The following is a 7,480-nucleotide window of genomic DNA, read 5'->3' on the forward strand; positions in this document are numbered from 1 at the left end:
CCACGATAGAAGCCGGCAAGGGCCGCAGGGACCTGACGGTCGCGATCATCACCGGTGCGGGCGGCACGTTCCGCTCCAGCATGGCGGACGCCGCAACGCCGCGTCCCGGCCCACCCGGCCCTGCTGGCCGCATCCCGGAACTCCAGCCATCCCGCCACGCGTGCCCGCCTAATTACGACATCCACCGTAATTCGAAGAGCCGAACTGTTCCGCGCCCAAACCTGTTGTACGATGAATCCGCAACGAATTCTCCTTCTACGAGAAGGACCAGGAAATAACGACCATGACCACTATTGCCACCGAGGAGCGTATCTCCTGGCAGCGCGCGACAATCGAGGAGCACATCCGCCAGGAGAATGCCAAGGATTGGGAGAAGGTCTACGACACCTTCCTGCGCGACAAGCGCGCCTTCTACGACGTCGTCCCGCTAAACGCCCGCTACGAAGGAATCAACGGCGTTCAGGAGTTCTACGAAGCGCTCGCTCTTGCCCTACCGGACTTCATCGTCACTGTCACCGGAGAATACGACCTCCCCGGCTACTCCTGGCGAGAGGTGACCCTGGCAGGGACACATCAGGGCGAGTTCGCCGGCATCGCCCCTCAGGGTCGTCCGGTTCATTTCGAAAGCGTTGTGCTTTACATCTTCAGTGACCAGGAACCGGACAAAATCATCGCCGAGCGCGCGTACTGGGACAACGACTCGATCTTCCGTCAGATGAAGGGGGAGACCGATGCTCCGCGCGGCGGCGTGGGCCTGACTGACCGCGAACCCATCCGAACGGCCATCGCCTGACCCGAACCCGCGGGCAGGGCGCGCCCTCGTCGCGCGAGCACCGCCGTGTCTCTCCCTGGACGCGGCCTCTCCCTAAGGGCAGCACCCCCGCCAAGACGCCGCCAACCAGGGAAAACGGCAGCGTTCAGGACACCGGGGGCAGCTCAGGGGGCCGGGTGCAGCTCCGTGCGCAGCTCGTGGCTGCCGTCCGGCCGGGAGGCCTCGTAGTACAGCCGCCGGCCGCCGTCCGGGAGCTCGACCACGCTGACGTAGCGCAGGGCGCCGTCCCCGTCCGGACAGACCGCGACCGGCTCGGTGCCGACCGCGTGGAACCGGTCGACGGTCACCCCGACGGCGAGGCCGGTGCGTTCCGCCCAGTTCTCCGCCGCGGTGGCCCGACCGTCGTACAGGGCGACCGGCTGGGAGCCGCCCGTGAGCACGGAACTGATCCGCACGCCGCGGGCGTCCCAGCAGCCGGGCCGGGGCGCCAGCGCCGTTCCGGTCCAGGTCCAGGTCATGCCGTCCGGGCTCGTGGCGTGGCGGCTGTCCATCCGGTCCGTCGCCAGCGGGTCGTCGAGCAGGTGGCAGGAGGCCCACAGATGCCACTGCCCGCCGTAATGGACCACGACCGGGTCCTTGACGGCGAGGCTGGCCGGATCGCCGGGCAGGACGGTGCGGCGGCGGGCCGGGTCGAACGCCGTGGGGTCGTCGGCCTCCAGCAGGTCCACCCACCAGTGCGGGCTGCCCGGAGCCGCGCAGCTCACATAGAGCCGCCATGATCCCTGCGGGGTCACCACCAGAGCGGGCCGCTCCAGGCTCTCGGCGCCGAACGGGTCCCGGGGCACGACGGCGATCTCGGTGAAGTTCTCCCCGTCGGTGGAGCGGGCGATGACGACGCCGAAACCCCGGCCGATCCCGATGGGACGGCGCAGCCGATAGGCCAGATGGAATACGCCATCCACCGTAATGGCGCACGGCGCGCCGGCCCAGTACCCCGGGCCGTCACCGGGCGGCGCGACCACGGTCACGGCGGGCCTCAGTCCGGGGAGCGGTACGGTCGTCGCCACCAGGTGCTGTTTGCTCATTACCACGCAGCAACCCTACCGGCGGGGTAAGGATGACGAACGTTCCGTTCCGTTCACGCCGTCCCGCCCTGACCGCTACCATCTTGAGGTCCCCGGTCGGATTACTGGAATATGCGAGGTGCGTACCCCGGCCCCGGGGCTGCCTACGGCCGGATCCGCCCGCGGCCGACCCCAGTCGCTCATCGACCCCAGTCGCCCACCGACCCCAGTCGTCCAGGAGCGCCCGTCATATGGCCCTTCCCGACTTCCTCGTGATCGGCGTGCCGAAAGCCGGAACGACGGCGCTGCACGCGGCACTCGTCCGGCACCCGGCGCTGTTCCTCCCGTCGGCGAAGGAGCCGAAGTTCTTCCTGTCACAGGGGCCGCCGCCGGCCCGGGGCGGCCCCGGTGACGCCCAGACGTACCAGGAGCACGTGTGGCGGCGGGCCGGCTACGAGGCGCTGTTCGATGCCGCTCCGGCGGGGACGCTCAAGGGCGAGGCTACTCCGTTCTACCTCTACGACCTGGACGCCCAGAACCGGGTCAGGCGGCTCCTGCCGAAGGCGCGGATCATCGTCATGCTGCGCAACCCGGTCGACCGCGCGCATTCGAACTGGACCCATCTGTGGGCGGCGGGGCTGGAGCCGGAACGTGACTTCGTCCAGGCCTGTGCCCTAGAGCGTGAGCGCCGGGACGCCGGCTGGGCCCAGTTCTGGCACTACGTCTCCCTAGGCCTGTACGGGGAGCAGCTCAGCCATCTGTTCACCCTGTTCTCCCGCGACCAGGTCCTGCTGCTGCGCTACCGGGACCTGCGCGACTCCCCCGCCGCCACGCTGGACCGGGTCTGCGAGTTCCTCGGCGTCGAGACAGGTCTGGTGGACCTGGTGCCCGCCGAGAACGTCACGCCGTTCGTCGCGGACACCCCCGTGAACAGCGTGCTGCGCGCGGCGCTGCGCACCGGCGGGCGGATCGGGCATCACTTCCCGGTTCCCGTGCGCAGGACCTTCCGCGGTCCGCTGCTCACCGCGTTGCAGCGGCAGAAGGGCGGGCGCCCGAAGCTCACCCCCGAGCAGCGCCGCGCCGTGCTGCCGTATTTCGTCGACGACATCGCCCGCCTCGAGGAGATCACCGGCCTGTCCTACGCCGACTGGCTCACCGTGGGCCTCAAACCCGAGGTCATCGACTGACGGGGCCGGCGACGGGCGGGGCCGGCCGAGGTCAGCCGAGCGATCGTGGGTCGGCGGGCACGTCGACGGCATGGGCGCGCAGCGCCTCCAGCGGGATGACCTCCAGGGCGCGTTCGTGCGTCGAGGCCAGCACGACAGGCGCGGCGGCCCCCGCCTCGTAGGCCTGCAGCCACCGCACCGCGACCACGCACCAGCGGTCACCCGGGCGCAGGCCGGGGAAGGAATACTCGGGTCGGGGCGTCGACAGGTCGTTGCCGACCTGCCGCTGGTGCCGTAGGAACTCGGTGGTGACCACCGCGCACACGGTATGGCTGCCGAGGTCCTCCGGACCGGTGCTGCAGCACCCGTCGCGGTAGAAGCCGGTCACCGGGTCGGTGCCGCAGGGCTCCAGTTCCCCACCGAGAACATTCCGTTCATCTGCCACATCGACAGTTTCTCCCACTCGTCCGGTGGCGACACGGCAACCACCCGGATCGGGCCCGCGAGGTCGCTCACCGCAGCTGTGCGGGCAGCGCGTCGGCATGCACGACGGTGAGGGCGCTCACGGCGCGGGTGAGGACGACGTAGAGCCGGCGCAACCCCTGCAACGGCCACGCCTCACCCGCCACGATCGCGGCGGGTTCCACCACGATGACATGGTCGAACTCCAGTCCCTTGGCGAGCGAGGCGGGCACGAGGCAGGCCCACCCGGGTGGGGTGTCCCCGTCGAGCGGGACGATCGGCAGCCGCGCGGCGTCCAGCGCCGCCGCGAGTGCCGCCACCTCCCGGTCGGCGATGATGATCTCCAGCGAGCCGGGGTGGGGCAGGGTCCGGCGGGTGTGGTCGACCACCGCGGCGGTGAGCCCCTCCGGGGTGGTCGGGGCCGTCGTCAACGCGCCGCGCGTGGTCCGCGCCGAGGTCGCCGGGCGCAGATCCGGGGCGATGTGGCGCAGGAGCCGGTTCGCGAAGTCGAGGATCTCCGCGGGCACCCGGTAACCGCGGGTCAGCACCTCCAGGTGCGCCGTGGGTTTGCCGAGCTGGGCCAGCAACGTCGGCCACGAAGTCGCGGCCCAGCCGGTGGTGCCCTGGGCGATGTCCCCGAGGACGGTGGCGGAGCCGTCCGCGCAGCGGCGGCCGAGCGCGCGGCCCTGCATCGCGGAGAGGTCCTGCGCCTCATCGATGATCACGTGCCCGAAGCCCGGTTCGCTCTCGATGAGGTCCCGGGCCTCATCGATGCAGAACGCGTCGGCGAGCGACCAGCGCGCCGTCCGGGCCCCGCCTCGCGGTGCGCCGGTCAGCAGCAGGCGCTGTTCGTCGCCGGTGAGCACCCCGCTGGCCGCCGACGCCAGGAACGCCGGGTCGGTGAGCAGGCGGTGCACCAGGCCCGGCGCGTCGGCCCGCGGCCAGACCGCCTCGACGGCCTCGCGGACAGACTCGGCGATCCGGCCGGCCAGGCGTGCCCGGGCGGTGCCGTAGCGCAACGCGCCCGCCCGCAGCTGCGCAATCAGGTCGGCGGCCAGGTCCGCGAACTCGTCGGCAACGCCCGACGGATCACCGTCGCCATCCGGGCGTCGCCCTTGAGCGCGGCCACGTCGTCGGGGTCCGTGCCATGCACGGCGACCGCGCCCACCACGTCGTCGAGGGTGCTGTGCCGCACCGTGAACTCCCCGAGAGAGGGCAGCACCGCGGCGATGTAGCCGGGGACCCGGGGCGCGTCAGGCCCGTAGTCGACCCGGGCGAAGAACAGCGGCGTCGAATCCTCCTGCTCGGTGAAGCTGGCGAGCCGCCGTTGCTTCGCCAGCTTCAGGTAGGCGTTCGTCACCTTGTCCACGACCGCGTCGCCCGCGGTGATCTCCGTTCCCTCGATCTCGGCCCGCATCCCCGCCAGCGCCCGCCGGCTGCGCTGGAGGTGCTCGCGTTCCGCGGCCAGCTCCGCGTCCGGTCCGGCCACCTCGACAGCCACCTCGACAGCCACCTCGACGGTCAGATCGACCGGATCCGCATCCGGTTCGGCGTTCATGCTGTCGATCACCACCGAGCACCCCTTTCTTAAGTCGGCAAGAAATGCTATCCGGGCGAAGACGGCACTCCCCGCGTTCCTTGAGGACCGAGGCTGGCGGAGTCGCGTGTTCAGCTCACATCCAGGACGGCGGGTCTATAGCGGTTCGTGACCGGATGGCATGCTGTAGGGCATGGGCGTGGATACGGGGGTCCAACCCTCGGACGACAACACCGCGGGGGTGCCGGCGAAGACGGACTTCTTCGTCTCCTACACCGCGGCCGATCAGCAGTGGGCGGAGTGGATCGCCTGGCAGCTGGAGGCGGCCGGCTACCGGGTACTGATCGAGGCCTGGGACTCCATCCCTGGCTCGAACTGGGCTTTCCGCTTCCAGCAGGGCGTCACCGAGGCCGCGCACACCATCGCCGTGCTCTCCGAGGCCTACCTGGCCTCCGACCGCGTCCAGGCGCAATGGCGCGCCGTCCACGCCGCCGACCCGCTGGGCTTCGCCAGCAGGCTGATACCCGTCAAGATCACCAACTGCCCTCTGCCTGATCCGCATCCGCTCCGCCAGATCGTCTCGTTGGACCTGTTCGGCCTCGACGAGCCTGCCGCCACCACCCGCCTCACCAAGAAGATCAACGCCCTGCGCAAGGGCAGGGAAAAACCAAGCAAGCCGCCGCCCTTCCCTAAGCCTTCCTGGCCTGGCCCGGTTCTGCCTGAGGACCCATCACACAGTGGCCGCTCCACTATTGTCATTCGCGCTTGGCGGGGTGTCTGGCACGGGGTTCGTGCCCACCCGTGGTGGACCCTTGCCATCGTGGTCGTGGTCGTGGTCGTGGTCGTGGTCGTTGTGTGGCTGCTCTGGCTGAGAGACGATCCCGACCCCGCCCCCGCCCCACCATCCGGGCCGAAAATTGCTGCGATAGGCCAGTGCGACAGTGTCTCGATCATGACTGGTCAGCCGGACAGCCCCTACAACAAGTACGGCGAGGCGCTGGCCGGTCTCCTCCGCACGGCCTACCCCGGCACGAAGGTGAACGTCGTAACGACGATCGGCAGCGCCCACAACCTGAACACCCTGCGCGACCCCAACGCACGCTGCACTCTGTCGATCGTCCAGCTCACAACAGCGGTCGACGCCCGCTACGCTGTGTCGCAGTTCGCCGGCTCCCCGATAGACGAGTTGCGTTCGGTCGGACCGCTATGGTTCGACCTGCTGCAACTCGTCGTACGCCAAGACTCCGACATCACTACCGCAGACCAGCTCTGCTCCGGAACACGCGTCGCCACCGGACTCCCGGACTCCGGAACCTTCCAGATCGGGCAGGTTCTCTTCCGCCAGATCCAGCTCGCCGCCGGCCCACAGCCCTCTGCCTGTTCCCTCACGCCTGCCACACCTGAGCCGATGACGCTGGTCAACGGCCTAGCAGCACTGCGCGCCGGGCACGTCGACGCGGTGCTGTGGTCGGGCGGAGCACCCACCGACGAAATCTACCGGGAAGCAACAGAAGGAGTAGGCCTGCGCCTGCTCCCCCTCGCCGTCTACCAGCGGGCCATGGAGACCGAATGGGACAACTTCTACCGGTCCAAGGCAGGGAACAGCTTCGCCCGCGGGCAGATCTACGGCAACCAGACCATCGGGCCCCAGGACTACCCCGGCATCGAACCAGCCTCCACCGTCGCCATACCCAACGGCATCGTCGCGACCGAGGCCACAGACCCCGACCTGGTCCGCTACACCGCCCAGGCCCTCACCAACCAGCGCGCCGTCTTCGAACGCGCACTGTGGCCCGACGACGCAGGCCGGCACTTCCTAACAAGCCGCCAGACGGTAGGGACCAATCCCGCCTACTGCCTGGTACCCCTACATCTCGAGGCGAAGAAGTACTACGAATCAGTCAAGATCCACCAAGGCTGCCCGGCATCCTGACACCGACTGTGCGCCGAACAGCGTCACCGCCACCAGCACGACGGTCGCGATCGGGCTGACGCTCCCGGCGGCCAGCGCCGCGATGCCCGGCTGTTGACATCCTCCCCCGCGTGAACGCGAGGGATTCCCGGCGGCGGTCATGCCGCGTCCCGGGTGGTTGACGCTTCGCAGCCCGACGTAACCGCCGTGGCTCCACGTCCGTTCACGACACGGGCTGTACGCCCGGGACTTGCGTCCTGTCCTGCCGCGAGAATGTTCAATGCCGCGTTCGTGTCCGCGTTCCCCTGCCAACCACACGAGGTGCAGGCGAACAGCGCCTGCGACCGGCGGGACACTGGATCGACGAACCCGCAGGCATGGCAACGCTGCGAGGTGCGCGGCGCCGGGACTTTCACCAGCTCCCCGCCTTCACGGGCGGTCTTGTAAGCAAGATGCTCGCCGAGCCTGCTCCAGGCTGCCGCGAGGATCGCCCGGTTCAGCCCGGCTTTCTGCCGGACGTTCTTCCCGGGCGCCTCCATCGTGCCCCGCGCCGACCGGGTCATGTTC

At 69.6% G+C, this 7,480-nt stretch carries 8 protein-coding genes; 3 read left to right on the top strand and 5 right to left on the bottom strand.

The genetic code is table 11. The features are described from left to right. Window positions 1-283 precede the first annotated feature (283 nt). Window positions 284-793 (top strand): ester cyclase, encoded by a 510-nt coding sequence (locus tag AC08OV_RS22060; protein ID WP_476615512.1) that lies wholly within the window; start codon window positions 284-286, stop codon window positions 791-793. A 143-nt stretch (window positions 794-936) separates the two neighbouring features. On the opposite strand, the gene AC08OV_RS22065 is transcribed toward AC08OV_RS22060, so the two are convergent. Next, complete coding sequence (locus AC08OV_RS22065; protein WP_476615511.1) at window positions 937-1,857, bottom strand: glycoside hydrolase family protein; 921 nt, start codon at window positions 1,855-1,857, stop codon at window positions 937-939. A gap of 230 nt (window positions 1,858-2,087) precedes the next feature. On the opposite strand from AC08OV_RS22065, the gene AC08OV_RS22070 reads away from it, so the two are divergent. Beyond that, window positions 2,088-3,023, top strand: a complete 936-nt coding sequence (locus tag AC08OV_RS22070) for a sulfotransferase family protein (protein ID WP_476615510.1) — start codon at window positions 2,088-2,090, stop codon at window positions 3,021-3,023. A gap of 31 nt (window positions 3,024-3,054) precedes the next feature. Here the strand turns inward: AC08OV_RS22070 and AC08OV_RS22075 are convergent, their stop codons facing one another. The 3 genes from AC08OV_RS22075 to AC08OV_RS22085 form a co-directional block, all read right to left on the bottom strand. Further along, on the bottom strand, window positions 3,055-3,447 hold the full coding sequence (locus AC08OV_RS22075; RefSeq protein ID WP_011436808.1) for a DUF2237 family protein: 393 nt from the start codon (window positions 3,445-3,447) through the stop codon (window positions 3,055-3,057). 67 nt (window positions 3,448-3,514) lie between these two features. Continuing rightward, entirely contained in the window at window positions 3,515-4,483 is a 969-nt protein-coding gene (locus AC08OV_RS22080) for a helicase domain-containing protein (RefSeq protein ID WP_476615509.1), read from the bottom strand. 23 nt (window positions 4,484-4,506) lie between these two features. Then, entirely contained in the window at window positions 4,507-5,037 is a 531-nt protein-coding gene (locus AC08OV_RS22085) for a hypothetical protein (RefSeq protein ID WP_476615508.1), read from the bottom strand. A 157-nt stretch (window positions 5,038-5,194) separates the two neighbouring features. On the opposite strand from AC08OV_RS22085, the gene AC08OV_RS22090 reads away from it, so the two are divergent. After that, a complete protein-coding gene (locus AC08OV_RS22090; RefSeq protein WP_476620252.1) occupies window positions 5,195-6,934 on the top strand; it encodes a TAXI family TRAP transporter solute-binding subunit in 1,740 nt (579 codons plus the stop codon). A gap of 137 nt (window positions 6,935-7,071) precedes the next feature. Here the strand turns inward: AC08OV_RS22090 and AC08OV_RS22095 are convergent. Continuing rightward, window positions 7,072-7,480, bottom strand: a 409-nt coding sequence (locus AC08OV_RS22095) for a zinc ribbon domain-containing protein (RefSeq protein WP_476620253.1), incomplete at its 5' end; no start/stop codon positions are given.

The sequence above is a fragment of the Frankia sp. CeTa3Moorea genome (assembly GCF_978021225.1).